Annotated in this window: 17 protein-coding genes; 10 read left to right on the forward strand and 7 right to left on the reverse strand. The window is 70.1% G+C overall.

Annotated features, from left to right (window positions below; translation table 11 throughout):
- Positions 1 to 65: 65 nt before the first annotated feature.
- The 4 genes from ABZV06_RS15395 to ABZV06_RS15410 are packed head-to-tail and all read left to right on the forward strand — an operon-like array spanning position 66 to position 8,716.
- Positions 66 to 3,557 carry a DEAD/DEAH box helicase family protein gene (locus ABZV06_RS15395; protein ID WP_355621801.1) on the forward strand — a complete coding sequence of 1,164 codons (3,492 nt, stop codon included), beginning with the start codon at positions 66 to 68 and terminating at the stop codon, positions 3,555 to 3,557.
- A complete protein-coding gene (locus ABZV06_RS15400) occupies positions 3,554 to 4,951 on the forward strand; it encodes a hypothetical protein (protein WP_355621804.1) in 1,398 nt (465 codons plus the stop codon). The genes ABZV06_RS15395 and ABZV06_RS15400 overlap by 4 nt, the downstream gene beginning before the upstream one ends.
- Positions 4,952 to 4,956: 5 nt before the next feature.
- On the forward strand, positions 4,957 to 6,447 hold the full coding sequence (locus ABZV06_RS15405; protein ID WP_355621807.1) for a class I SAM-dependent DNA methyltransferase: 1,491 nt from the start codon (positions 4,957 to 4,959) through the stop codon (positions 6,445 to 6,447).
- A 40-nt stretch (positions 6,448 to 6,487) separates the two neighbouring features.
- On the forward strand, positions 6,488 to 8,716 hold the full coding sequence (locus tag ABZV06_RS15410; protein ID WP_355621810.1) for a DUF262 domain-containing protein: 2,229 nt from the start codon (positions 6,488 to 6,490) through the stop codon (positions 8,714 to 8,716).
- 90 nt (positions 8,717 to 8,806) lie between these two features.
- On the opposite strand, the gene ABZV06_RS15415 is transcribed toward ABZV06_RS15410, so the two are convergent.
- The 3 genes from ABZV06_RS15415 to ABZV06_RS15425 all read right to left on the reverse strand — a co-directional run bounded on the left by ABZV06_RS15415 (position 8,807) and on the right by ABZV06_RS15425 (position 11,960).
- Positions 8,807 to 9,217, reverse strand: a complete 411-nt coding sequence (locus ABZV06_RS15415) for a hypothetical protein (RefSeq protein ID WP_355621813.1) — start codon at positions 9,215 to 9,217, stop codon at positions 8,807 to 8,809.
- Positions 9,218 to 9,422: 205 nt separating this feature from the next.
- Positions 9,423 to 10,400, reverse strand: coding sequence for an SEC-C domain-containing protein (locus tag ABZV06_RS15420; protein ID WP_355236836.1), 978 nt, complete (start codon positions 10,398 to 10,400; stop codon positions 9,423 to 9,425).
- Positions 10,401 to 10,493: 93 nt separating this feature from the next.
- Positions 10,494 to 11,960, reverse strand: coding sequence for an MFS transporter (locus ABZV06_RS15425; protein WP_355621816.1), 1,467 nt, complete (start codon positions 11,958 to 11,960; stop codon positions 10,494 to 10,496).
- Between the two features lie 215 nt (positions 11,961 to 12,175).
- On the opposite strand from ABZV06_RS15425, the gene ABZV06_RS15430 reads away from it, so the two are divergent.
- A complete protein-coding gene (locus ABZV06_RS15430) occupies positions 12,176 to 12,757 on the forward strand; it encodes a helix-turn-helix domain-containing protein (RefSeq protein ID WP_355236841.1) in 582 nt (193 codons plus the stop codon).
- Here the strand turns inward: ABZV06_RS15430 and ABZV06_RS15435 are convergent.
- Positions 12,731 to 14,086 carry a pentapeptide repeat-containing protein gene (locus tag ABZV06_RS15435; protein WP_355621819.1) on the reverse strand — a complete coding sequence of 452 codons (1,356 nt, stop codon included), beginning with the start codon at positions 14,084 to 14,086 and terminating at the stop codon, positions 12,731 to 12,733. The genes ABZV06_RS15430 and ABZV06_RS15435 overlap by 27 nt on opposite strands.
- Before the next feature lie 270 nt (positions 14,087 to 14,356).
- On the opposite strand from ABZV06_RS15435, the gene ABZV06_RS15440 reads away from it, so the two are divergent.
- The 3 genes from ABZV06_RS15440 to ABZV06_RS15450 all read left to right on the forward strand — a co-directional run bounded on the left by ABZV06_RS15440 (position 14,357) and on the right by ABZV06_RS15450 (position 17,945).
- Positions 14,357 to 15,145: an alpha/beta fold hydrolase gene (locus tag ABZV06_RS15440; RefSeq protein WP_355621822.1), complete on the forward strand. Its 789-nt coding sequence runs from the start codon at positions 14,357 to 14,359 to the stop codon at positions 15,143 to 15,145.
- 173 nt (positions 15,146 to 15,318) lie between these two features.
- A complete protein-coding gene (locus ABZV06_RS15445; RefSeq protein WP_355621825.1) occupies positions 15,319 to 17,541 on the forward strand; it encodes a M48 family metalloprotease in 2,223 nt (740 codons plus the stop codon).
- Positions 17,542 to 17,555: 14 nt separating this feature from the next.
- Positions 17,556 to 17,945 (forward strand): hypothetical protein, encoded by a 390-nt coding sequence (locus tag ABZV06_RS15450; RefSeq protein ID WP_355236853.1) that lies wholly within the window; start codon positions 17,556 to 17,558, stop codon positions 17,943 to 17,945.
- 24 nt (positions 17,946 to 17,969) lie between these two features.
- Here ABZV06_RS15450 and ABZV06_RS15455 read toward each other — a convergent pair whose 3' ends face one another.
- Positions 17,970 to 18,842: an aldo/keto reductase gene (locus tag ABZV06_RS15455; protein WP_355621828.1), complete on the reverse strand. Its 873-nt coding sequence runs from the start codon at positions 18,840 to 18,842 to the stop codon at positions 17,970 to 17,972.
- Between the two features lie 199 nt (positions 18,843 to 19,041).
- Here ABZV06_RS15455 and ABZV06_RS15460 point away from each other — a divergent pair, with 199 nt between their 5' ends.
- On the forward strand, positions 19,042 to 23,127 hold the full coding sequence (locus tag ABZV06_RS15460) for a CHAT domain-containing protein (RefSeq protein WP_355621831.1): 4,086 nt from the start codon (positions 19,042 to 19,044) through the stop codon (positions 23,125 to 23,127).
- Positions 23,128 to 23,196: 69 nt separating this feature from the next.
- On the opposite strand, the gene ABZV06_RS15465 is transcribed toward ABZV06_RS15460, so the two are convergent.
- Positions 23,197 to 23,700 (reverse strand): hypothetical protein, encoded by a 504-nt coding sequence (locus tag ABZV06_RS15465; RefSeq protein ID WP_355236862.1) that lies wholly within the window; start codon positions 23,698 to 23,700, stop codon positions 23,197 to 23,199.
- Positions 23,697 to 24,011: a hypothetical protein gene (locus tag ABZV06_RS15470; RefSeq protein ID WP_355236864.1), complete on the reverse strand. Its 315-nt coding sequence runs from the start codon at positions 24,009 to 24,011 to the stop codon at positions 23,697 to 23,699. The genes ABZV06_RS15465 and ABZV06_RS15470 overlap by 4 nt, the downstream gene beginning before the upstream one ends.
- Before the next feature lie 227 nt (positions 24,012 to 24,238).
- On the opposite strand from ABZV06_RS15470, the gene ABZV06_RS15475 reads away from it, so the two are divergent.
- Positions 24,239 to 24,604, forward strand: coding sequence for a YciI family protein (locus tag ABZV06_RS15475; protein ID WP_355236867.1), 366 nt, complete (start codon positions 24,239 to 24,241; stop codon positions 24,602 to 24,604).

The following is a 24,604-nucleotide window of genomic DNA, read 5'->3' on the forward strand; positions in this document are numbered from 1 at the left end:
GCTGTGCGCAGCGGTGATCTTCCCTATCCTGACGTGTTCACCGACGGCTAGCGACGTGGAGTGTCGTGGATCCTCGACAGGTACGACGTCTGGCAGAGCAGTCCGCCAACTTCGGGTTCCTGAAGGAGCACCCGCTACTGGTTTGGTACGGCGCGGGCGCTGAGCTGCTCGTCTATGTCGACGCGCAGGCGGCGATGTTCAAGATCCGTGCCTTCGGCGACGAGTTGGCCAAGGACCTCGTCCGTCGCACCGGGGCGAAGCCGCAGAAGAACGACTTCTACCACCGGGTCCAAGCCCTGTATGGCGACGGCACCCTGGTCGCGGAGACGTACCACGCGTTCGACCGCCTCCGAGATCAGGGCAACAAGGCCGTACACGATCACCTGGGCGAGGTGCGTGCGGCGCTCGACATGCTGCGTACCTGCTTCGAGCTGGGCGTCTGGTTCCACCGGGCGCTGACCGGTGATCGGGCTCCGCTCGGCTTCGTGCCGCCGTCTCCGCCACCCCGTCAGGTGTCGGAGAGCATCGCGGACGGGCTCCAGGCGGAAATCCAGCGGTACAAGGACGAGCTGGCTCAGACCAAGCTCCTGCTGGAGGGCAAGGCGTCGCTGGCCCAGGCCCAAGCCGATGCGATGGTCGCCGCGGATCGTGCCGTTCGTGACGCCGATGCCCGTCGTGATCAGGCCGCTGCACTGGTGGCGAGCCTGGCGCCGTCCGCCGAGGCCGAGAAGGCGGCGCTCGACAGCAAGGGAACGCCAAGAGTCTCGGCTGCTCGGCGGGAGGAGTTCATCGCCCGTGCGCGTCGTGCCTCGCACGAGCCGCTCAACGAGATGCAGACCCGGGTCGAGATCGACCGGCAGTTGGGCGCAGCCGGCTGGATCGTCCAGGACGAGAGCCAGATCAACCTGTACGCGGGCACCGGTGTCGCCGTTCGTGAGGTGACCCTGGCAACCGGTCGAGCCGACTACCTGCTGTACATCAACCAGCGGCTGGTGGGTGTCATCGAAGCCAAGCGGGAGGGGACCGCGCCGCGTGGTGTTGAGGCGCAGCTCGACCGCTACCTCAACGGGCTCACGGCCGAGCAGAAGCTCGCCGCGTGGCGTCGGGACGATCCGCTGTCCTTCGGCTACGTCGCTACCGGCACCGAGACGGCCTTCGTCAACCGGCTCGACCCGTTCCCGCGTACCCGGGAGGTCTTTGCCTTTCACCGGCCCGAGACGTTCGCGCGGTGGATGCGGGAGGCCGACGACGACCCGACGGCGCCCACGCTGCGCGCGCGGCTGCGGCGGATGCCGGCGCTGGACCGCCTCGGCCTGCGCCCGGCGCAGGTGGACGCCATCGACGGGTTGGAACGTTCGCTCGCCGAGGACCGGCCGCGTTCGTTGATCCAGATGGCGACGGGTGCCGGCAAGACGTTCACCGCCGTTACCAGCAGCTATCGGCTGCTCAAGCACGCCCGCGCCACGCGCATCCTCTTCCTGGTCGACCGCAACAACCTTGGCAAGCAGACCCTGCGGGAGTACGCGGGCTACCAGACCCCGGACGACGGCCGAAAGTTCACCGAGTTGCACAACGTCGACCGGCTTTCCGGCACCGGGATGCTCGACTCGTCCGCCGTGGTCATCTCCACCATCCAGCGGCTGTATGGCGCGTTGCGCGGTGACGACCTTCCGGACCCGGATCTGGACGACCGGGCGTTCGACGACTACGAGTTGGACCAGCCGGCCGAGGTCGCCTACAACCAGCTGCTGCCGCCGGAGACGTTCGACCTGATCGTGGTCGACGAGTGCCACCGCTCGATCTATGGCAAGTGGCGGGGTGTCATCGAGTACTTCGACGCCTTCGTGGTCGGGCTGACGGCGACGCCGGTCAAGCAGACGCTCGGGTTCTTCCAGCAGAACCTGGTCTCCGAGTACACCTACGAGCAGGCGGTCGCCGACGGGGTGAACGTCAGCTTCGACGTGTATCGGATCAAGACGGAGATCACCGAGAAGGGCGCCGACATTGAGGCCGGCACGGTCGTGCCGCTGCGCGATCGCCGCACCCGGGCCGAGCGCTACCAGGAGCTGGAGGACGATTTCACGTACGGCGGCACTCAGGTTGGCCGGTCGGTCATCTCGAAGGGGCAGCTCAAGCTGGTGTTGGAGACGTTCCGGGAGAAGCTCTTCGCGGAGATCTTCCCCGGTCGGACGACAGTGCCCAAGACGCTGATCTTCGCGCGGGACGACAACCACGCCGAGGAGATCGTGCAGATGGTCCGGCTCGTGTTCGGGCGCGGCAACGACTTCGCTGCAAAGATCACCTACGCCAGCCGGAAGAGTGGCGACAATCCGGACACGCTCATCCAGGCGTTCCGCAACAGCCCGGAGCTGCGCATCGCGGTGACCGTCGACATGATCGCCACCGGCACCGACGTACGGCCGCTGGAGTGTGTGTTCTTTCTTCGGCCGGTGCGCAGCGCCACCTACTTCGAGCAGATGAAGGGCCGTGGCGCCCGCACCATCGATCCCGCAGAGTTCCAGGCGGTCACCCCGGATGCCGAGGTCAAGGACCGGTTCGTCATCGTCGACGCGGTGGGTGTCACCGAAGCCGACCTGGACGAGGCGGTGCCGCTGCAACGCCACTCGGAACGGCAGATCTCCCTGCGCGACCTGCTCAAGAAGGCCGGAACCCTGACCGCCGACGCGGACGAGGTGGCCACCCTCGCCGCCCGGCTGGCGCGGCTGGAGCAGCAGTTGACCGACGACGAGCGCGCCGAGCTGGCCGACCTCGCCGACCAGCCGCTGACCGGCATCGTGCGCGGCCTCGTCGACGCGGTGGCCCCCGAACAACTCAACCCGGCCAAGGACGCTGGCCCGAACGCCGTACGTGATTTGTTGGCCGAGGCGTTGCGTCCGCTCGCCGCGAATCCGGCGCTGCGTGAACGCATCCTGGAGATCCGCCGCGCGCACGACATCACCATCGACGAGGTGAACGCCGACAGACTGATCTCGGCGGCCGGTGTGCCGCCCGAGGAGCGCGCCCAGGTCACTGTGAAGAGCTGGCACGACTACCTGGAGGAACACCGCGACGAGATCACCGCGTTGCAGGTCTTCTACGAGGGGCGGGGAAGGGTCGGGTACGCCGAACTCAAGGAGTTGGCTGCGCGGATCGCCCGGCCGCCGCAGGCGTGGACGCCCGACTCGCTGTGGAAGTCGTACGTGCTGCTTGGGCGCACCTCGGAGGCACCCGGCAGCAGGGGAGTAACGGATCTTGTCAGCCTCATCCGGTATGAGTTGGGACTCGATCAGGAGCTGCGCCCGTACCGCAACCTCGTCGAGGAGCGCTTCCGTGGGTGGCTGCTCCGGCAGGAGCAGTCGGGCGCTACGTTCACTGCCGATCAGGCGTGGTGGCTGGAAAGGATCAAGGACGTGATAGCGGTCAGCGTGGAGATCACCCCCGACGACCTGGAGGGTGCGCCGTTCAGTGAGCGGGGCGGGATCGACGGGTACGCGGGCGCGTTCGGCAAGCGCGCCGAGCCGCTGCTGAACGAGCTGAACCAGGAGTTGTCCGCGTGACCGATCTGCCTCATGGCTGGACTCAGGTTAAACTCGGTGATGTCGCACTGTCAGTGAAGAACGGCATTTTTGTATCCAGGCCTGGCGCTGAACCAGACGGCGTCCCGATCCTTCGGATTAGCGCCGTCCGGTCAGGATCTCTACAATTGGAAGACGTTCGTTACACGGGCATGGATCGCGACTCTCTTGCTCAATCTGATGCCTTGCTGACGTCTGGGGATCTGCTCTTCACTCGCTATAATGGGAACATTGATTTTGTTGGTGCTTGCGCTGTGGTGCCAGACACTGCAGGGATCCTTACTTACCCGGACAAATTAATCCGGGTTCGAGTTGATGTCACGATTGCCGACCCGTCCTACATCGGATACGCGTTCGAGAGTCCGCAAGTCCGATCATTCGTGCGCGCGGTTGCGCGTACTACCGCCGGTCAGGCTGGCATCTCCGGCTCAAGCTTGAAGTCAGTGCCGATTCTGTTGCCGCCGCTTGTCGAGCAGCGTCGGATCGTGACCGCGATCGAGGAGGTCATGTCCCGCTTGGTGGCGGGGAAGGACTCGGCGATCGCTGCCGAAGTTCGGACTGCTCTTCTCCGCAGGGCGCATCTCCGACACCTTAGAGATCGCGCAGTCGCGACGGGTGGAACGATTGCTCAAGTGGGCGAAGTGGCTGACACTTCACTAGGTAAAATGCTTGACTTTGCGAAAAACCAAGGCGATCCCACACCCTACCTTCGCAATATAAATGTTCGTTGGGGTCGAATTGATATGACTCAAATTGCCACTGTCCCCCTGTCTAGTGACGAGCGCCGACGATTCAACCTCTGCCCTGGAGATTTGCTTGTGTGTGAGGGTGGGGAACCCGGGCGCTGCGCTGTTTGGGATGGGAGTGTGGCCGATATGGCCTACCAGAAAGCTCTTCATAGGGTCCGTGTTAAGTCAGGCGTGGAGTCGCGATGGCTGGCGTTGGCGCTTGAGGAAGCTGTGCGCAATGGGCGGACCGCGCAGCTTGAGACCGGCTCGACCATAAAGCACTTGCCGCAGGAGAAACTCCGGCAAGTCGAGGTTGTCATTCCGGACAATCAAGTACAACGAAACCTTATCGAAGAATTCGAGTTCATTGAAAGCGGAATCAGTATGGCCGCGAAGGCGTGCCGCGAAGTGCAGAGTCGGAGCGAGGTGCTCAAACAGGTGCTTCTCGAGGAAGCCTTCGCCGGACGGCTCGTGCCACAGGACCCTAAAGGTGAGCCAGTTTTGGAGCTGCTGGCGCGCATCCAAGCCCAAAAGACAGCCGCACTGCCGAAGCAAAAGACGCGCTCACGGCGTACCCAAAAAGAGTTGGCGGCTCCGCCTACCAGGGTGACTGGCGACGACTATCAGCAGGAGGCACTGCCACTGTGAGCACTGTGGATTCGCGCCGGTTGGTGCAGAAGCTGTGGAACTACTGTGACGTGCTGCGTGACGATGGCGTCTCGACCATCGACTACGTGGAGCAGTTGACGTTCCTGCTGTTCCTCAAGATGGCCGACGAGCGGGCCAACCGGCCGATCCGGCCCGAGCAGATCGTGCCCGACGAGCTGAGCTGGCAGACGCTGCTCGACGCCGAGGGCAAGGCACTGGAGATGCAGTACCAGCACACCCTCGAAGGGCTAGCCGGGAAGTCCGGCACACTCGGAACGATCTTCCAGAAGGCCAGGAACAAGATCCAGGACCCGGCGAAGCTCAAGCGGTTGATCGTCGACCTGATCGACAAGGAGGAGTGGTCTAGCACCGGCGTTGACGTCAAGGGCGATGCTTACGAGGAGTTGCTGGCCAAGGGCGCCGAGGACGCCAAGTCGGGTGCGGGGCAGTACTTCACCCCGCGCGCGTTAACGGCGGCCATGGTCGACTGCATGCAGCCCACACCCGACGACACGATCACCGACCCGGCCTGCGGCACTGGCGGTTTCCTGCTCGCCGCGTTTGATTTCATCCAGCGCCACCACGGCAGTGACCTCACGTCGGACCAGCGGCGGCGGCTCGCCAACGGTGCGATCACCGGCACCGAACTGGTCGACGGCACCGCGCGGCTCGCGGCGATGAACATGCTGCTGCACGGCATCGGTACCCCCAGCGGTGAATCCCTGATCGCGATCAAAGATGCGCTCGGCAAGGAGCCGGAACGCCGCTACAGCCTGGTCCTCGCGAACCCGCCGTTCGGTCGTAGCTCCTCGATCCGAATGGTCGGCGAGGACGGTCGCTCCACCCGCGAGGAGCGAGAGATCGAGCGGAACGACTTCTGGGCTACCACCGCCAACAAGCAGCTCAACTTCGTTCAGCACATCGCCTCGTTGCTGGAGATCGACGGTCGGGCTGCGGTCGTCCTGCCGGACAACGTGCTCTTCGAGGGCGGCGCGGGCGAGACCATCCGCCGCCGGCTGCTCAAGCACTACGACCTGCACACCATGCTGCGCCTGCCCACCGGCATTTTCTACGCTGGCGGGGTCAAGGCCAATGTGCTGTTCTTCGAGCGCAAGCGCGCCCGCGAAGAGCCGTGGACCCAAAAACTCTGGGTGTACGACTTCCGCACGAACCAACACTTCACCCTCAAGCAGAACCCGCTGCGCCGCGAGCACCTCCAGGACTTCGTCGACTGCTACCTTCCTGGCAAAGACCGTGCCGAGCGGGTCGAGACCGAGCGGTTCCGGGCCTTCTCCTATGAGGAGTTAATCGCCCGCGACAAGGTGAACCTCGACATCACCTGGCTCAAGGACACCTCCCTGGAGGACGCCGATGCGCTCCTGCCACCGGAAATCATCGCGCAGGAGATCGTCGAGGATCTGGAGGCGGCATTACGGGAGTTTGCAGCCATCGCGGAAGCCCTGACCACATCGAAGGTTCAGCAGAATCCGAGTTAACTTGTCCGCTCAGTAGTGCTGGTGCGATAAAGGTGGTGGCGTGACCGATTCTCCCATCCGTGGTGACGGCTTCACGATCAAGGAGCTATTCAGCCTCCTGAAATTCCGGCTTGATCCGTATCAGCGCGAGTACAGCTGGGGCCGGAAGGACGTCAAGGCGCTGATCGACGACCTGACTGAACACTTTGCTGACGACTGGATGCCTGGCCATGAACGGCGCGAGGTGCGCCGCTATCGGCCGTACTTCCTCGGGCCAATCGTCTACTACCAGGACGACGAGGTGGCGGCGCTAGTCGACGGACAGCAGCGCATCACGACGTTGCACCTGCTGCTGTTGCATCTGCGCCGGCTCGCAGTGGAGGCAGAGCGGCACGAGTACCGCGGTGACATTGCTGCCTTGGAGCCGCTCATCGCTGACAACTCATTCGGCGAGCGCGCATACGCGATCCGCTCCGATGAGCGGACCCCTGTCCTTGATGCGATCTTCGAAGACAAGCCGTTCTCGTTGCCAGCCGACGCGAGCCCGTCGGTCACCAACCTCTATGAACGCAGCCAGGAGCTTGACGGGCTGCTGCCGGAATCAACCCGTGACGAAGCACTGCCGCTCTTCATCCACTGGTTGCTCAACCGGGTCTGCCTTGTCGGCATCAACGCTAACAACCGCCGGCAGGGCTGGGAGATCTTCGAGACGATGAACGACCGTGGGGTGCAGCTCGGTCCTGCGGATCTTCTGAAGAGCTTCCTGTTGCGGCGTGCCAGCAACGGCCACAACCTGCCCCGATTGGGTGAGGCTTGGGGTGGCGTCCTGGCCAGGATCGACAACCGCGCACCGCAGGCAGCGGCGAGGTTCCTTCAAGCCTTGCTCATCGGCCGGTACGCACAGAGCGCCGACGAGGTCACCGACATTGGGGTGTCGTTCCACGGCTGGGTTCAGGAGAACGCCTCACGTCGGATGAACCTAAATAACGCGCCTGATTTTGCGCGTTTCATCGAACACGATCTAGCGCGCCTTTCTGGGCGCTATGCCTCACTGCACGCGGCGACGCGTGTCCTTGAGGTGAATCTGGAACCGCTGTTCTACAATGCCAGGAACGAGATAGACCAGATGCCGTTCCTGTTGGCTGCGATTAACCCTGACGACAGCGACGCCCAGTTCCGAGATAAGGCATCCCTAGTTGCCGCCTACCTCGATCTGATGTTTATTCGAATGGCCGTGAACAACCGGATCGGCAAGCCGGATGATTTGAACGCCGACGTCCTGCCGGTGATTCTCGATCTTCGAGCCTGCCCGGATATCGATGCTGTCGCCAAGGTGTTGGGGCGGCGAATAGCCGAGTTGGATGTCGACTTCACCGGGGTTAAGCGGTACGGGCTGCGCGCGGACAACCGTTCTCAAGTCAGGTATCTGCTCGCCCGGCTGACGGCCTTCGTTGAGACTGAGTGTGGTCGACCCAACGAAATGGCCCGGTATCTCGACAAGGATGAGCCATTCGAGATCGAACACATCTGGGCGAACAAGTTCGAACGGCACCAGCCTGAGGTCAAGACCGAGTCGGTCTTCCGGGTCCAACGCAATAGAATCGGTGCACTGCTGCTGCTCAGGAAGTCGCACAACGCCAGCTACCAGGATGCACCCTATGAGCAGAAGATCGAATGGTATCGCGGCCAGAATCACCTCGCGGCATCGCTACACAAGTCGACTCAGGAGCGAAACCGACCCTTCACGGAAGGAGTGATAAGGAAACATCGGCTGGAAAAACTGTTCCATCCGGTGGCTAGATTCGACATGTCGGCTATCGAGCTGCGCCAGCAGCTCTACGAGCGTTTATGCGAAATCATCTGGGAGCCGAAGCGGCTCGGTTTCATCCTGCCGCCTGCCGTCGAGCGGGAAACAGCCGCGCAAGGCGAGCCTCCCGTTGCCGTCCCCAGTCAGCGCGTGTCCGCCGCCGTTGCCAGGCGTACCCGGGCTCACTTCGGCGGCGTCACGGTTGCCAGACTTGTGGCCGTTGGGGCCCTCAGAGCCGGTGATGAATTGGTTCTCACCTACAAGCGTGAGCGTTACCTTGCGCATGTCAACGAAGCTGGTCAGATCCAGTTGGAGAGCGGGGAGGCTTTCGAATCACCCTCCCCAGCCGGGTCCACTGCCACAGGTAAGCCGACAATCAACGGATGGAGCGCTTGGAAAGTGCGTCGAGGTGACAGCCTGACGCCGCTGCACGACGTACGGGCGGATGCTCTATCACGTGGGCTGCTTGAGGTGGCGACATAGAGGCGCTGTCGTAGCCATGGTGCCGCGCTGCCGAACTGTTCCCGCAGCGCGGCTACCGTTGTCACCGTCCAGCGCGTGTCTCGTGGACGGTCAGCGGGTGACGCGGACCTCGCCCTCAAAGTGAGGCGAGTAGTCGCAGTCGACAGGGGTGCACAGCGCCACATTCCCGGTGGCGAGCGCGATGCCCCGGTTGAAGGCGAAGCCGCCGCTCTCCGCGTAGACCCGGCCGATCACGGCCTGCGGGCCGCCGGTGCAGGTGAACATCGTCCCGCCGCTGCCGTACGCGACGTTGTCGCCCGAGCGTTGACGCAGACTGAATTCCGCACCGCCGTCTCGACCGGACTCGCAGGTCACGGTGAGGGTGATGTCGACGGCGACCCCGCGTGCGACCAGTTTCGCCGAGGTGACCTCGACGGTGGTGGCCGCGCTCGCCGGGGTCGGTGCCAGCACTGCGCACAGGGACAGTCCGAGTAGGGCGACGGTGGTGGTGACACGGCGCACGGCGGTCCTCCTCAGTGGAGTGGCTGCGTTCCACGGTCACGGTAGCCATCGCCGGCAATTGCCACCATCGATCGATCGTGCGGGTGCTGGGTAGCCGTCGGATGGGCGGGTGAGCGTGATGCCTGTGGGTCATCTTGATGACGCACAGGCATCAGAGGCTCAGGGGACATCGCTCCCCGGGAGCCGCGCAACGGCCCGGCGGAGGTCAGGCGCGCGAGCGGGGCAGGCAGCACTTCTTGTACTTCGTGCCCGAGCCGCACCAGCAGGCGTCGTTGCGGCCCGGCGGCCAGGAGGTGACGCCCGCGTCGTCGAGGCTGTCGGCGTACTCGTCGAGGGTCTCCTCGTCGATGGCGTCGGCGCCCGCGAAGGCCGCGAGACCCTCGACGCTGCCCGCCACGATGCCCAGGTCGCCGCCGCCGAGGCCGGACGCGTCGACGAGGGCGCGCTCGATCTGGGCGCGGTGCTCGTCCCAGGTGGCCGGGTAGCTCTCGGCCAGTGCCGGCCAGCGCGCCAGCAGCGCCTCGAACTCCGGCTTCGGCCAGAACAGCAGCGTCGCCGGACCGTCGTCGAGGGCGTCGGCGGCGTGGCTAGCGGCGTCGCGCAGCCGGTCGGCGAGGTTGTCGTACTCGTCGTGCGGGAGGCCCATCTCCTCGCGCAGGTCGTGCCGCCGCTGGGCCAGGCCGTAGATCATGGCGGCGGCCGTGTCCTGGGCGTCGTCGGACCCGTGCTGATGGGTGCGACTGCGGTTCACCATCGTGTCGAGCGCCTGGGTGAGCCAGTCGACAGCCGTCTCGGCGTGGCCGGACTCGGCCAACTCCTGGACCAGTTGGACGGCGTCGGGGTCGGTCTCCAACAGCGGACGCAGGTCGCCCAGTTCGGCCAGGCCCTCGTCGACCCGCCCGAGGCGCAGCAGCAGCCCGCCGCGCACGGCGCGGACGAAGGTGTTGTCGTCGGGCTGCTCGGCGACAGCGCGGGTGGCCAGCGCGAGAGCGTCCGCCAGGTCACCCGCCTGCTCCAGGATGTCCGCGGCGACCAGCAGCGCGTAGCCGGTCTCGGCGGGGTCGGCGACCCTGCCCTCGTCGACGGCGCTCACCAGTTCGGTGACCAGCGCCGCCGGGTCGGGGCTCTCCGATCCCAGGGAACCGATCTCTTCGATCCGCTCGGTGGTCAACATCTCGGGCATGGGCACATCCTGGGCGACGACGGGCGGGCGGCCAGCGTACTCCGAAGCATGTCGCAGCCCGGGCGGCGAACCGCCCGGGCTGCGACGCGGACCTCAGCGGGTCGCGGGCATGGTGGAGAACTCGCCGGCTAGCTCGGACTCGACGATCGTCGCGGCGGACGGCCGGCGACCGGCCGACGCCCGCCGGGCGGACGGGACGGCGAGGGCCGCGAGCGCGGCGGCGAGGGCGATCGCGGTGAGGAGGAGAAATCCCGCCGTGAAGCCGGCCTCCCGGGGCAGGCCGCTGGCCTGCGGGTGGGCGGTGATCACGCCGCTGACCACTGCCGCGCCGATCGCGCCGCCGATGGTACGGATGTTGGCGTTCATGCCGGTCGCCACGCCGGTCTGGCTGGCGGGCACGCTGGCGACGATGAGGTTGGCCATCGACGCGAAGGCCAGGCCGATGCCGAGGCCGACCAGGCCGCCGGCGACGCCGACCTCCCAGCGGGTGTCGTGCGCGGCGGCGAGCATGGCGGACGCGGCCACGTTGAACGCCGCGCCGGTGGCGAGCTGAGCCTTGGCGCTGAACACGGCCTGGAGCCGGCCGGCGAGGATGCCCGCGACGAACATCGCGACGAGCATCGGCAGCATGAGCAGACCGGCCTGGCTGATGCTGGCGCCGAAGCCGTAACCGGCTGCGGTCGGGGTCTGCACGAACTGGGGCAGGAACGCGTACACGGAGAACATCGAACCGCCGTAGAGCAGGGCGACCAGGTTGGTGGTCCAGACGCCGGGCAGGCGCATCATCCGCATGTCGATCAGTGGGTTGGCCGAGCGCAGTTCGGCGGTCAGCCAGCCGGCCAGCAGCACCACGGCGAGGGCGAGCAGGCCGAGCACCCGGGTGCTGGTCCAGCCCCAGGCCGCGCCCTGGCTGATCGGCAGGAGCAGCGCGACCAGCCAGCCGGAGAGCAGCAGGGTGGCGCGCCAGTCGATGCGGCCCGGGGTACGCACCGGTGACTCCGGCACGAAGAGGCGTGCGGCCACGGCGGTCAGCCCGACCACGACCATCGGGATCCAGAACAGCCAGCGGTAGTCCAGGGTGCTGACGATCGGGCCGGCCAGGACGACGCCCAGGCCACCACCGACGGCGACGATCGCCGAGATGGCGGCCACCGCGGTGGAGACCCGCGCGGCGGGGAACTCGTCCCGGATGATGCCGAACGACAGCGGGAAGACCGCGCCGCCGATGCCCTGCACGACCCGGGCGACGATGAGAACGCCGATGTTCGGCGCGATGGCTGCCACCAGGCAGCCGAGGGCGAGGGCGGCGAGCGAGACGACGAGCATCCGCTCCTTGCCGATCATGTCGCCGACCCGCCCGAGGATCGGCGTGAAGATCGACGCGGAGAGCAGGTAGGCGGTCAGGACCCAGGTCACGGTGTTCTGCGAGGTGTGCAGGTCCTGCTGGATGGTCGGCAGCACCGGGGTGATCAGCGACTGGAGCATCGCGAAGAAGCCGGCGCCGGCCGCGAGCACGGTGAAGGTGAGCCGACGCGAGCTGCGTCGGGAGGTCACTGCCACGAGAGGAAACTCCTGAAATGGTACGGAAGGAGGTGTGTCGCCCGTCGTCGGAGGCGGGCGGGTTGTCGGGTCCGGGCGATCGGGTGGCCAGGCGGATCGGGCGGGTCCCGAGGTAAGCTATCCGGAGGCAGGCCTCCGGGAATTCCGGAGGGGTGCCTCCACTAAGCTAGCGGAGGGTTGCCTCCGGATGCAACCAGGACGAGGTGACACACGTCATGACCACGGCGGGGCAGGTGCCCGAGGTCTTCGCGCAGCGGCCCAAGCGGGCCGACGCGCGGCGTAACTACGACGCCCTGATCGCCGCGGCGCGCGACGCGTTCGCCGAGAACGGCGCGGCCGCCTCCCTGGAGGACGTGGCCCGTCGGGCCGGGGTGGGCATCGGCACCCTCTACCGCAACTTCCCGACCCGGCGGCACCTCTTCGAGGCCGTCTACGTCGAGGAGGTCCGGGCGCTGAGCCGCTCCGCCGAGGACCTCTCCGAGCTGCCACCGTGGGACGCCCTGGTCGCCTGGCTGCACCGCTTCGTCGCGTACGTCGCCACCAAGCGGGCCCTCGCCGAGCAGTTGCTGCACGACTCGGAGATCTTCGGGACCTGCCGGACGGAGATCTACGCCGCCGGTGAGCCCCTGATGCGTCGCGCCCAGGCGGCCGGCGTGGTCCGCGACGACATCGGCTTCGACGACGTGGTGCGGCTGATCAGCGGGCTCACCATGGCCCAGTTCCCGTCGCCCGAGCAACGCGACCGCGTCCTCGGTGTCGCCCTCGACGGGCTACGCCCCGCGGCCGCCGCCCGCTGACGACATTCCCTCGTCGACCAGCACCAGCCACTCGTCGTCGAACCGTTTGACGACGGTGCCCGCCGGCCACCGGTGACCGGGATCGACGGCCGCCCGAGCCTGCTCGACCTGCGGCGGTCGGCTGAACTGCGTGTCGCGGAAGCTGGCCGTGCGGTGGAAACGGGCCCGGCCGAAGTTCGCGGCGTCGGTGAAGCGGGCGCGATCGAAGAGCGCCTCCGCGCCGAAGATCGTCCAGCGGAACAACGCCATGTGCGCGAAGCGGCCGGAGTGGAAGCTGGCCGATCCGCCGAACTCGGTGTGCTCCATCGACAGGGCGCCGTCGAACACCGCCTCCTGGAAGGTGGTGGCGTCCTGGAAGCGGGTCGCGTCGAAGCTGGTCGGCTGACCGAACGTCGCGCGGCGGAATGAGGTCGGCCCGACGAAGTGGGACCGTCGGCAGGACAGGCCGTCGGTGAACTCAACCCCGTCGAAGCTGGCGAGGCCGCGCACGCGGATGTCGTCCAGCACGACCTCACCGCCGGCCGTGAGGTCGTCGAACACCACGTCGCCGAGGGTCGCCGAACCGAGCAGCAGCCGCCCCCTCGTCGTCGCGCCCGCGAAGGTGGTCGTGCCGGTGAACGTCGCCCCCGTGAAGGTCGCGTCGACGAGCGTGCAGCCCGCGGCGTCGAAGTCGACGAGCGCGGCGCCGGTCAGGTCCAGCACGACGTCCGGCCAGTGCCCCGTCTCGTCCTGGACGCGCAGGTGCCGGGTCAGCACCCGCTGCGCGGTGCGCCGGACCTCCGTCTCGCGCGGTTCGTCGTCCGGCGGCGACATCCGCAGGTACGCGCAGAGCACCGCCGCGATCGTCGACCGCTGCGACGGATTGTCCTGGCCGAGGCGTTCCAGCGCGTGCAGTCCGCCGAGGCGTACGGCGGCGCTGTCGTTGCCCAGCAGCTCGACCGCCCGGGTGTAGAGCTCGGTCAGCCGCCGTTCGGCCGCGTCGTGTTCCGCCGCCGTGGACTGTCGGTCCTGGTGGCGCTGCGCGGCGTCGGCCACCGACTCGGCGTGCGCCTGCACCCGGTCCCGGTGCGCCTGGTCGCGGGCGGCGACGGCCTCCTGGTGGCGCTGCGCCCGCTCGGCGATCCACTGCCGTCGGGCGGCCAGCAGCAGGGCCAGCCCTCCGCCGGTGCCGGCGACAACGGTCAGGCCGGTGCGGATCGCGTCGATGCGTAGCGTGGCCCGGATGTCCGGCTGGATGGCCCGGTCGGCCTCGGTGAGCAGGAGGCCGAGAACCAGCCAGCCCAACGCGGCGGCGAGCAGCAGACCGACGAGCACCAGCCACCACGGCATCACCCGCAACTGGCGTTCGGGGGTTCGTCGGCAGCCACGGCGACAGCATGCCACCGGTCGTCGCGGGGCGGGGGAGCGTGGTGCGGGGCGTCCGCTGTGGAGGGCGACCGGTTTGCCGGTTTGCGCCGTCGACGGGACAACGGGTTACCGGCGCGTAACAAGCCATTGACGTTGCCGAATTGTTGCAGGCATGATCGTCGCACGGTCGACCGGACACCCCCACCCACCTGCCCGGATCGTCGGGCGCCTCCTCCCCCCGGAGGTGCAGCCATGCTGCTCCGAAAGACCGTCCTCGTCGTGTCCCTGGCCGCTGCCGCCCTGCTCGCTTCGGCCGGCACCGCGTCCGCCGCCCCCGCCCCCGTCGCTCCGGCCCCCTCCTCGGCCACCACCACCGCTGCCGCCGCCAACCCGGTCATCGTGGTCGGCGGGCTCAGCGGCGTCGCCGTCGCGTACGAGCCGATCGCCGCCCGGCTGCGCGCCGACGGCTACCGGACCTACATCTACCAGCTTCCCGGCCTGGGCCTCGGTGACATCCCCGCCTCGGCTCGGGCGTTCGCCGGGTACGTCGAGCAGGTGCGCGCCAGTACCGGCGCGACGAGCGTCGACCTCGTCGCCCACTCCGAGGGCGGTCTGGTCAGCCGTTACTACCTCAAGCGGCTCGGCGGCACCGCCACCGTCGGCAGGTACGTCAGCCTGGGCACACCCCAGTACGGCACCTACGTCGCCAACATCGTGGCGTTCCTCGGCCTCGGCAGCTGCGCGGGCATCGTCGCCTGCCAACAGATGACCATCGGCTCGGCGTTCCTCGCCGACCTCAACGCCGGCGACGACACCCCCGGTTCGGTGCGCTACACCACGATCCGGACGGTGCAGGACGAGCTGGTCCGCCCGACCGGCAACGCCATCGTCAACGACGGCGCGACGAACGTACTCGTCCAGGCGTACTGCCCGCTGCGGGTGGTGGGGCACCTGGGCCTGGTGCTCGACGGTACGGCGTACACCATCGTGCGCGGCGCCCTTGTCGACGGCCCGGTGCGACCCAACTGCCTCGCGGTCTGACGGCTCGTCGGTGCGGTGGTCCCGTGGGGGCCGCCGCACCAGGCCCGCGACGGCGAGTGTCGGTTGCGTGACGATCCCGCAAAACGGTGTGGCAGGCATCAGGTGTCCTCGATAACCTGCTGCGGCCGTCCACTCCCGACAGTGGATGCCATCGTCGAGAGGGAGCAGCAGGCATGACCGAGCCGCACCGCGTGCCGCCGGAGAGCACACCGCCGACAGTGCCGCAGCTCGACGTCCGGGCCGCCGAACCCCCGGCCGCCGACGCCCCGCCGCCCACCGGCGGGTTCGCCGACCGGCCACCGGGTTACCCGAGCGCCCTGGTCTGGCTGCGCGCCGGGATCATGCGGGACTGGCGGGGCGTGCTCGGCGCGTTCGTCGCCACCTGGTTCTACCTGCCGATCGCGTTGCTCCTGGCGTTCTGGGGTGGTCTCAGCTTCGCCGCCGTCGGCCTCTTCGCCGGCGGCGCCGGCGCGGACGACCAGATCCCCACGGTGCTGCGCGACGCGCCGCTGATCGGCTCGCTGCTGGACGCGTTCCTCAGCCGCTCCGGCGGGATGCTGGGCGGCGTGGCCGGGTTCGTGGTCGGGTTCCTCGCCGGGTTCCTCGCCGTGCTGGTGCTGCCCTGGCTGACCGTCGTGGACGAGCCTCTCGCGCTGCTCACCGGCCTGATCGGCACGGTCGTCGCGGCGGCGCTGATCGGCGTCGTCTACACGCTGTACCGGGTGCTGCTCGAGCCGAGCCTGCTGGTGGTGTCCGGTGCGCGCCAGCCCAGCCGCCGCGAGAACGCGCGACTGCGCCCGATCCTGGACGACTGCGCGCGACGCCTCGGCCTGCCCAGTGTGCCCCGGCTGCTCATGGAGGACGACCCGGTCCTGAGCAACGCCCGCACCTACGCCCGGCACGTGGTGGTCACCACCGCCGTGCTCACCGAGCCGGACGACGAGGTCGCGGCGCTGCTCAGCCACGAGCTGGTGCACTGGCGCACCGGGGACGAGATCACCAGCGCCTTCGTGCGCGGCGTCGGCCTTCCGCTCACCCTCGCCCACGCCCTGCCGACCTGGCTGATGCGGACGTTCCCGCATCCGGCCACCAACTTCGTGGTGTTCCTGTTCTTCTGGCCGGTGCTGCTCACCATGCGGTACGTGGTGCTACCCCTGCACGCCCGTGACGTGCGGGCCGCCGAGTACCGGGCCGACCTCGGCGCGGTGCTGACCGGGCACGTCGACGGGCTGCGGCGCATCCTGGAACGGCGGCTCTCCTTCGAGAGCGGGCGCAGCGGCTGGGACGAGGCGGTCTGCGCCACCCACCCGCCGCACGAGCTGCGGCTCGACGCGCTGGAGCGGGCGTCGGTGGCGGGTGCGCCCGCCCAGGCCGGCGTACCCGCCGACCTGGCCGCGTCGGTCACCGCCGAGCGGCTCTTCGGCCACAGCGGCCCGGTCGGCTCCCGCCGCACCTGGCTGCTGGTCGGCGTCCTCGCCCTGGTCGCCTGCCTCGGCGCCAGCGGGCTGAGCGTGATCCAGTGGGCGTTCTTCCGTCCCCAGGCGACGGTCGACGGATTCTTCTCCGCGCTCGCCGACCGGGACAGCGAGGCCGCGCTCGACCACCTCACCGACTCCGGCGACGGCACCGACCACAAGCTGCTCGCCCAACTGCTGCGCGGCAAGGGCTACCAGCCACCCACCGACGTCGAGGTCAAGACGGTGGAACGCGAGGACGACACCGCCACCGCGACGGTGGCGTACCGGTTGGGCGACGCGCCGCAGACGGCCACCCTCACCCTGCACCGCACCGAGGAGACCACCGCCGGTCTGTTCCACGGTTGGCGGTTGGCCGGTGGGCCGATCCCGCTCAACTCGTCGATCGCCGAGCCGGGCGTACGCCTCAACGGGGTGGAGCTGCCGGTCGCCACCGAGGGCCCGCCGCTGGTGCTGCTGCCCGGCCTCTACAGCGCGACCGGCCCGTCCAGCGCGCTGAGCGAGACGCCCACCGAAACTTTGCTGGTCGGCCCGGGGGAGGGCTCGGCGATCCTGGACCTGGCCCCGGTGCTCAAGCCGACGGCGGTCGAGGCCGTCCAGACCCGGGTACGCGCCTGGCTGGACGAGTGCGCCAAGCAGACGATCGCCGCCCCGCCGGGCTGCCCGTTCCGCTACTACGGCGGGTCCGCGCAGAAGGTCACCTGGAAGATCCTGGAGTACCCGAAGGTCGCGGTCGAGCTGGCCGGCCCGAGCACCGCCCGGGTGTCCACCCCACTGGAAGGTCAGGGCCGGGTGCAGGTCAGCGGCACCACCACCTACTTCGGCACCAGCTCACCGTTCAGCGACGACAGCGCGCTGACCGTCTCGGGTCTCGCCACCGCCGACGGGGACGCCGTCACCTTCCAACCCGCCTCCGACTGACCGGGAGACCCACCGTGACCGACAGCGACACCGCGCGGCTGCCCATCCGGCTGACGATCAACCCCCGGCAGCGGCAGCCCGCGGCGGTCGACCTGCTGACCTGGATCCACCGCCGTCCGGAGTACCGGCCGGTGGTCCGGGCCGCCGGTGGTGGCGGGGGACGGCCCGGCTTCAGCGACGCGGTGATCATCGCGGTGCTGGCCCAGGGGCTGCTGCCGGGGCTGTTCAACCTGTTGCAGTCCTGGGTCGACCAGCAGCGCACCGAGGCCAGCATCCGGATCCAGTCCGGGGACACCGAGGTGGAGTTGCAGGTGAGTGGGCGCACCGACTCGGCCCGCCTGCTGGCCCAGGCCACCGAGGCGTTGCGCGCCGCCCGCGAGCCCGGCCCGGACGCCGCCGACTGAACCGGCGGCGTCCGGACCAGCGACTCAGCTCGCCTTGGCCAGCGCCTCGAACTCGTCGTCGGTGAGCCGTACGTCGGCGGCGCCGACGTTCTCCTCCAGGTGCGCCACCGACGACGTGCCAGGGATCGGCAGCATCACCGGCGACCGGCGCAGCAGCCACGCCAGGGCGAGCTGCGCGGGCGACGCGCCGTGCGCGTTGGAGATCGCGTCCAGCGGGCCGCCCGGCCGGGCCAGCTCACCGGTGGCGATCGGGAACCACGGGATGAACGCCAGGTCGTTGCGCTCGCAGTAGTCCAGCACGTCCTCGGCGCTGCGGTTGGCGAGGTTGTACTCGTTCTGCACCGAGACGATCTCGGTGATCGCCCGCGACTGCTCGATCTGCTCCACGCTGACCTCGGACAGCCCGATGTGCTGGATCTTGCCCTCCTGCCGCAGCAGCGCCAGCTCACCCAACTGGTCCGCCAGCGGCACCTGCGGGTCGATCCGGTGCAGCTGGTACAGCGGGATGCTGTCCAGGCCCAGGTGCCGCAGGCTCAGCTCGCACTGCTGGCGCAGGTACTCCGGGCGGCCCACCGCACGCCAGTCACCCGGGCCCGAGCGGGTCAAGCCGGCCTTGGTCGCGATGACCAGGTCCTCGGCGTACGGGTGCAGGGCCTCGCGGATCAGCACCTCGGACACGAACGGCCCGTACGAGTCGGCGGTGTCGATGAACGTCACGCCCAGCTCGACCGCCCGGCGCAGCACGCGCAGAGCCTCGTCCGGGTCCTTCGGATCGCCCCACACACCCGGGCCGGTGAGCTGCATCGCCCCGTACCCGAGCCGGTTGACGGTGACCTCGCCACCGATCCGGTACGTGCCGGACGCCTTCGCGGGCTGCTTGCTGATGTCGGTCGCCATACGCACATCCTTCCTCGTCTTCTCCGTGGCGGGGCGGGGACGCCACCGGACCACCTCGTGATCGTTCCCCCGGAGCGGCCCGCCATGCCGTCGCCCGCCCGATCGTGTGTCGGGACACGACAACGATGACCCCTAGCGCCCGTCGTGTCCGGTCTGCTACGCCTGATCCGAGTCCGTGCGGCCGGCCGGGGGAGGCGCGATGTGGCGACGGTTCAGACCTGACCCGGTGGGTCGGCTACGGGACCGACTGGACCGCTTCGCCGCCACCGGCGACCCTCGGGCGGTCCTCGACTCCGGCGCGATCCGCGATGCCGAGGCCGTCGTCGACCTGGTGACCGAGACGCCCACGGACCGGCCGCTGCCCGAGCGGGTCGCCGAGGGCGTGTCCCTCCTGGCCGGCCTGCACTGGTACCGCTACCGGCTGCTGCCGGCGGGCGAGGCCGCCGACGACCTCGACCAGGCGCTGCGGCTCACCGAGTTCCTGCTGCGCTTCGCGCCGGAACGGGTGCCCCCGCCGCTGCTGGCGTTACTGCGCGCCCAGCATGCCCCCGGGGGATCGCCGCGGCCCGCCCGCGCGGCCACCGCCGCCCGCGACGACGCGTCGAACGCCCGGTACGTCGAGGCCGTCCTGCTGATGGCCGCGGCCGAGAACAGCCGTGACTACCGAACGGCCGACCAGGCCGAGGCGCTGCTGCGGCAGGCGTTGGCCGGCACGCCGGCGGGTGCGCCGGAGCGCCTGCACTACCTGTCGGCCCTCGGGCGGGTCCACCGCGACCAGTTCCAGCATCTCGGCCGGCGGCGCGCCCTGGCGGCGGCCGTCGAGGCGCACCGGGAGAGCCTGGAGGCCACCGGCGTCGGCGACCCGGAACGTCCCGTACGGCTGTTCAACCTCGGCAACGTCCTGGGTGACACGTACGAGGTGGACCGCGACCCCGCAGCGCTGGACGAGTCGATCACAGCGCTGCGCGATGCGGTGCGGACCGCTGCCCCGGGCGCGCCGGTGCGCACGATGGCGCGGATGAACCTCGGCCAACGACTGCGCGACAGGTGGCGGCTGCACCGCCGGCCGGGCGACCTCGACGAGGCGGTCGACGCCTTCGCCGCGGCCCGGGACAGCGCCGATCCCCGGGTCGCCGCGCTGCACGGCGCGGCCCTCGCCGAGCGGTTCCTCCGCGACCGCCTGCCCGCCGAACGGGACGCCGCCATCGAGGCGTACCGGTCGGCGTTGACCGGATTCGGTGGGCTCGACCCGCAACTCGCCGGCACCGCCCAGGTCGGCCTCGCCACCCTGCTCGCCGAGCGGCACCAGGCCGCCGCCGACCCGGCCGACCTCGACGCGGCGATCGACGCGTACCGGGCGGCCGCCGGGTCCGGGACGACACCCGACGGGATGGACGGCGGCGAGCTGCGGCACGCCTCGGCCGGTCTGCTGGTGAGCCGGTACGAGCTGCGGCGGCGGGCCGACGACATCACCGAGGCGGTGCGGGTGCTGCGTGCCGGCGTGGCCGCCGCGCGAGGCCCTGAGCAGCGGGCGCGCCGGCTCGCCGACCTCGGCCGCGCGCTCGCCCTGGGCCACGCCGACCTCGACGGGGTGGACGCGCTGCGCGCCGGCCGTGACGCGTTGACCGAGGCGGAACGGCTGCTGCCCCGTACCGATCCGCTGCGTCCGCACATCCTCAACAACCTCGGCAACACCCTGCGCGAACTCGCCGACGTGGCCGGGGAGCCGGCGCTGCTGGAGTCGGCCGCGGTCGCGTTGCGATCGGCAGTGGCTGCCGCCGCGCCGGACGACGCGTCCCTGCCCCGCTACCGCTCGAACCTCGGTCTGGTGCTGCACGCGCTGTTCGGCTCCACCCAGGACCTGGCGACCCTGACCGAGGCGATCCAGGTGTTGGCGCAGGTGATCGACACGACGCCGCCCGGTCACCCGGACCGCCTGCCGGCGCTGACAAACTACGGCTCCGCCCTGAACCGCCGGGTCGAACTCTTCGTCGACGGCGCGCTGCCCGCCGGTGACGGGTCCGCCGACGAGGTCGCGGCCGGCGTCGCCGGGGACTCCGAGGCCGCCGTGGTCGCGCTGCGCGAGGCCGCCGAGCTGGCCGAACACGAGGCCGACCCCACCGAGTACGCCCAGACGGTCGGCACCCACGCGCTGGCCCACCTGCTGCGGCACCGCCTGCACGGTGACCCGGCGGCGCTGGACGAGGCGGTGCGGCTGCTCGATCTACTGAGCCGGCGGCCACTGGCCGACGCGGACCGGCACCGGATCCTCACGAACCTCGGCAACGCCCTCCTGCTGCGTCACCAGGCCGGCCACGCCGACGCCGACGCCACCGCCATGCTGGCCGCCTACCGGGGGGCGGTCGACGAACTGACCCCCGAGCATCCGGCCCGCACCATGTGCCTGAGCAACCTGGCCACCGCCCTCGAAGCGGTCGCCGCGGCCGCCTCCGATTCCGACGCCGTGGCGACGGAAGCCACCAGCGCGGGTTCCTCCGGAGCGGGTGGTTCCGGCGCGGGCGGTTCGGCCGCGTTGGCCGAGGCGACCGCCGCGCTGCACGCCGCCGCCCAGGTCGAGTCCGCGCCGTCGCTGCTGCGGGCGTCGGCCGCCAGCCGGTACGCGTCGCACGCCGCCCAGGCCGGTGACCTGTCGGCCGCGCTCGACGGGTACACCACCGCCATCGAGCTGATCGACCTGGTGGCCTGGCACGGTATGGACCCCGACGACCAGACCCGCCTGCTCGGGCGTTTCCCCGGACTGGCCAGCGACGCCGCGGCGGTCGCCATCGCCCTGGACCGCCCGGAGCGCGCGGTCGAACTTCTCGAGTACGGCCGGGGCGTGCTGCTCACCCGCGCCCACGACGCGGGGGCCGACCTGGCCGCGATCCGCGCGCAGGCCCCCCGCCTGGCCGCCCGCCTCGCCGACCTCCAGGCCGCCCTCGACGACTTCCCGGCGCCGCGGGCGGGAATGCCAGCGCCGCCGGGTCCGGTGTCGGCTGCTCAGGTGGTGTCGACGGCCGGGTTGACTGGCGAGGGCGTGTCGGGCACCGGGGTCGGAGCGACGCCGGAGCAGCGGTACGACCTCGCCACCCGCCGCCGTCACCTGCTGAGCGAGATCCGCGACCGCCCCGGCTTCGCCGACTTCCTCCGTCCGCCGCCCTTCGTCGAGCTGGCCCGAGCCGCTGCCGCCGGCCCGGTGGTGCTGGTGAACGTCGCCTCGCGGCGCTGCGACGCGCTTGTCGTCGCCGACGGTCAGGTCACCGTGGTGCCGCTGCCGGAGCTGACCCTGGCCGAGTTGGTCGTCCGGACGGTGAGCTTCCTGACCGCGATCGCGGAGCTCACCGAGCCGCCGCCGGCGGACGTACCGCAGCCGCAGGTGCGCCGTCGGCACGCGGTGGCCCGCGCCGGGGTCGCCCAGACCCTGGACTGGCTGTGGCGCGTCGTCGCCGCACCCGTACTCGAGGCGGCCCTGCCCGCCGACGCCACGCCCGCGGCCGGCTCGTCGCCCGGGGCGGTCGGTGGCGGTCCTCGGCTGTGGTGGTGTCCCACCGGCGTGCTCACCCTGCTGCCGCTGCACGCGGCCGGTCCGCTCGATCGTGGCGAGGGGGTGCTCGACCGGGTCGTCCCGTCGTACACGGCCTCGCTGCGGGCGCTGACGCACGCACGGCGGGGCGGCACGGACCTGCCCGGGCCGGTCGACGCGGCGCTGTTCGTCGGCATGCCGCAGACGCCCGGCCTGGCCGATCTGCCCGGCGTCGCGCGGGAGGAGGAGATCGTCCGGCGGCACGTCCCCCGGGTGCGTTCCCTGCTCGGCCCGGTGGCCAGCCCGGCGGCGGTGCTCGCCGCCCTGCCCGAGCAGCCCGTCGCGCACCTGTCCTGTCACGGTACGCAGGACCTGCGCGCCCCGGCCCGGGGACGCCTCGGGCTGGCGGGCGGCGCGCTGAGTGTGCGGGACCTGTGGCGCCCGGCTGGCCGCCCGGCGGCGTTGGCAGTCCTCTCCGCCTGCGAGACGGTACGCGGCGGAGCAGCCCTGCCCGACGAGGCGCTCACGCTCGGCACGGCGTTCCAACTGGCCGGCTTCCGGCACGTCATCGGCGCACTGTGGTCCATCTCGGACACGTTGACGGTGCGGCTCTGCACCGACCTGTACGACGGATTGGCGGTGCCCGGAGGGATCGACCCGGATCGCGCCGCCGTGGCCCTGCACGCGGCGGTCCGTCGCCTCCGCGCCGCCCTGCCCGACCATCCGGACACCTGGGCCGGCTACGCCCACCTCGGCCCCTGACCTCCCGGACGGTGGCGAGCGGATCGGTCGCCGCGCCCTGCGCGGCGGCTCGGAGCGCAGCCGGGCCGCTCAGGTCGCGTCGACCGGCAGGCTGACGGCGGGGGAGCGGGCGGCCGGAGAGGCGGGGGCGTACCAGGTCACACCGACCGCCGCGACCAGCAGCGTGGTGCACAGCAGTACCAGGCCCACACCCGTGCGCAGGGACCGGACCGCCGCCACGGCCTCCAGATGATCACCGAGAGGGGCCGGCGGGAGAGCCGCCACCGGGGTGACCGTCAGCCGGCCGTGCGCGGCGCGCAGCAGCGCGAGCGCTCCCGCCACACCCGCGACCAGCGCGGCGAGCAGCAGCACCCCGACCAGCGCGCCCCAACCCGGCGCGAGCGTGCTCACGTCGGAACGGCCCCGGATCAGGCTGAACCCGACCAGCGCCACCAACAGGCCACCGAGGCCGTTGCGCCAGGCCACCGCCGCCGCTCGTACGCGCTCCAACTCGCCGCGCAGCAGGCCGGCCAACTGCTGCGCACGGCGCAGGTCGGCCACCGTCGCGGGCGGGCCGGGACGAAGACGGATCACGCCTCGACCTCCAGCCGCAGCGTCCAGTACGCCCCGCAGCCCCGCAGCCCGGCGGGACACCCCGGGTGCTCGGCCTCGCACTCGCACAGCAGCGTCCGGTAACCGCTGTCGGAGATCGCGGCGTCCTTGCGGTACACCTCGTCCACGAGGGTGGTGGTGCTCGTGTGGCCGCACCGGGGGCAGCGCCCGCTGAGCACCACCGCGAACTCGAACGCCTCGGGACGGAAATCCGCCGCGGCCCGCGTCGCGTAGGCCTCGTCCGTCACCTCGGCGTACGGCAGCGGGCTCGACACCGGCTCGTCGTCGCGCATCCCGACCTCCCGCCACCGACACCTGGACCGTCCACCGTAGCCGGTGACCACACCGGCACAGGTCGACGTGCCGTGTCCGCATCTCCGCGCACCCCGGGGACGGGCCGGGGCAGTTGCGCGGAGCGACCGGTGCCGCCCTCGTCGGCGTGCGACGCTGGGCGCGTGCCGGTGACGCCGGCCCGGGCGGCCGGCCCGGTGCGTGCCGGCGTGACGGCGGAGGGAGGACCATGGGGCAGGTGCCGCAGGTCGACTTCGCGCTCGACACGTACGAGTGCATCGTGATCTATCCCGGCGCGGCCGGACGGGCCCTGCCCCCGGAGACCGTGCAGCGGTTGCAGGCCGAGCACGCCGAGCACATGCAGGCGTTGCAGCGCCGGGGCATCATCCTGGTCGCCGGCTCGGTGGACGGCCCGGCCCGTACGCCGGAGCCGCCGATCGGATTCGGGCTGGCCCGCACCGGCAGCGTCGAGGACGTACGCAGCGTGCTGGAGGCCGACCCGGCGGTGCAGGCCGGCCTCTACCGGGTGGACGTGTTGACCTTCCTCTGCCCGGCTGGTTCGCTGGAGTTCCCGCTGGTCAAGACCAGCGGCTGA

Origin of the sequence: Micromonospora sp. NPDC005172 (genome assembly GCF_040608555.1) — a bacterium.
Lineage (GTDB): Bacteria > Actinomycetota > Actinomycetes > Mycobacteriales > Micromonosporaceae > Micromonospora.